General features: G+C 71.0%; 1 protein-coding gene. It reads right to left on the reverse strand.

What is annotated here, in order from left to right; translation table 11 throughout:
• Positions 1-1,985: beta strand repeat-containing protein (locus FHS74_RS30065; RefSeq protein ID WP_184807954.1), on the reverse strand; the 1,985-nt coding region annotated here is incomplete at both ends.

Below are 1,985 nucleotides of genomic sequence, written 5' to 3' on the forward strand. Positions count from 1 at the left end.
ACCGCCAGGTTGGCGAGCGTGCCGCCGATGTAGTCGTTGCCCGCCGCGGCCAGCAGGTTGCTGCCGCTGGTGACGGCGTTGGCCGACAGGCCGGTCACACCGCTGGTCACCGTGGCGCCCGAGTAGCTGGAGCCCGTGCCGCCCTGGATCAGCAGCACGCTGTCGCCCACGATGTAGTTGGCCGTGCCGCTGACCCCGGCATTGACCACGCCGCCCGTCACGTTGGCCGCACCGCTGACCGTCAGCACATGGCCGCCAGCGGCTAGCGTGCCCGACGACTGGGCGAAGTTGCCGGTGACCGCCACATCCTGGGCCAGGGCGATGCTGGCGCCGGCGTTGCTGACCGTGTGGCTGGCGACGTTGATCGCGTCACCCAGGCTGACGGCACCCGAGGCGAACACCACGTTGGCGGCGGTGTTGGTGATGGTCCCGCCGGTGAAGCGGCCCACCGTGCCGTTGCCGCCGCCGTTTATAGTGAGGTCGCGGGCGCTGGTGTTGACCACGTTGCCGACGATGGTGCCGCTGTTGGCCAGGGACCCCAGCGTGCCGGTGCTGGCGATGTACAGCGCCGTCGCCCCGCCGGCTGTGTTGGCCAGCGTCCCGCTGACGTTCAGCGTGTTCAGGCTGGCGCCGACATAATCGTTGCCCGCCACCGCCAGCAGGCTGGTGCCGCTGGTCCGGCCGGTCGCGTCCAGGCCCGTCAGCCCGCTGGTCACCGTGGCGCCGGTGTAGCTGGAGCCCACGCCACCCTGGATCATCGTCACGCTGTCGCCGACCAGGTAGTTGGCCGTGCCGCTGACCCCGGCGTTGACCACGCCGCCGCTGACGCTGGCCGCCCCGCTGACGCTCAGCACATGGCCCGCCACGTTCAGGCTGCCCGCCGTCTGGCTGTAAGCCCCGGTGACCGACACGTCGGAGGCGAGCGAGACGCTGGCCCCGATGTTGCCCACCGTGTGGCTGGCGACGTTGATCGCATCACCCAGGCTGACCGCACCCGACGCGAACACCACGTTGGCCCCGGTGTTGGCGATGGTCCCGCCGCTGAAGCGGCCCACCGTGCCGTTGGCGCCGCCCTGGATGGTCAGGTCATGGGCGCTGAGATTGGTGATGTTGCCCGAGATCGTGCCGCTGTTGGCCAGGGCCGCCAGCGTGCCGGTCGCGGCGATGTACAGCGCCGTCGCCCCGCCGGCCGTGTTGGCCAGCGTGCCGGTGACCCCGAGGGTGCCGAAGCTGGCGCCGATGTAGTCGTTGCCCGCCACCGCCAGCAGGTTGCTCCCGCTGGTGCTGCCCAGCGCGTCCAGGCCCGTCAGGCCGCTGACCACCGTCGCCCCGGTGTAGGTCGAGCCATTGCCGCCCCGGATCAGGGTGACGCTGTCGCCCACCAGGTAGTTGGCCGTGCCGCCGAGGCCGGCGTTGACCACGCCGCCCGTCACCTGGGCCGCGTCGCTGACGCTCAGCACATGCCCCGCCACCGCCAGCGTGCCCGCCGTCTGGCTGTAGGCGCCGCTGACGCTGATGTCGCTGGCCAGGGTCAGGCTGGCACCGCTGTTGGCCACCGTGTGGCCGGTGACGTCGATGGCGTCGCCCAGGCTGATCGCCCCCGACGCGAAGGTCAGGTTCGACAGGCTGTTGCGGATGGTGCCGCCGCTGAAGCTCCCCACCGTCCCGGTGCCGCCGCCGACGATTACCAGATCGTTGGCGCTGGCGTTGACCACATTGCCGATGATCACGCCGCTGTTGGCCAAAGTCCCCAGGCTGCCGGCGCTGGTGATGTTCACCGCCGTGACGGCGTTGATCGTCCCGCTGTTGGTCAACGTCCCCAGCGTGCCGCTGACATAGTCGCTGAGCAGCGTCAGCAGCAGGTCGGTCGCCGACCCGTTGGCCCCGCTACCCAGCGTCGCGCTGAAGCCCGTGGCCGCCGCCGACAGGCCGCTGGTGGTCAGGCTCCCGCCCACCTCGGCGATGGTGTAGCTCTGCCCCGCCAG

The organism is Nitrospirillum iridis, assembly GCF_014205765.1.
GTDB classification, from domain to species: Bacteria; Pseudomonadota; Alphaproteobacteria; order Azospirillales; family Azospirillaceae; genus Nitrospirillum; species Nitrospirillum iridis.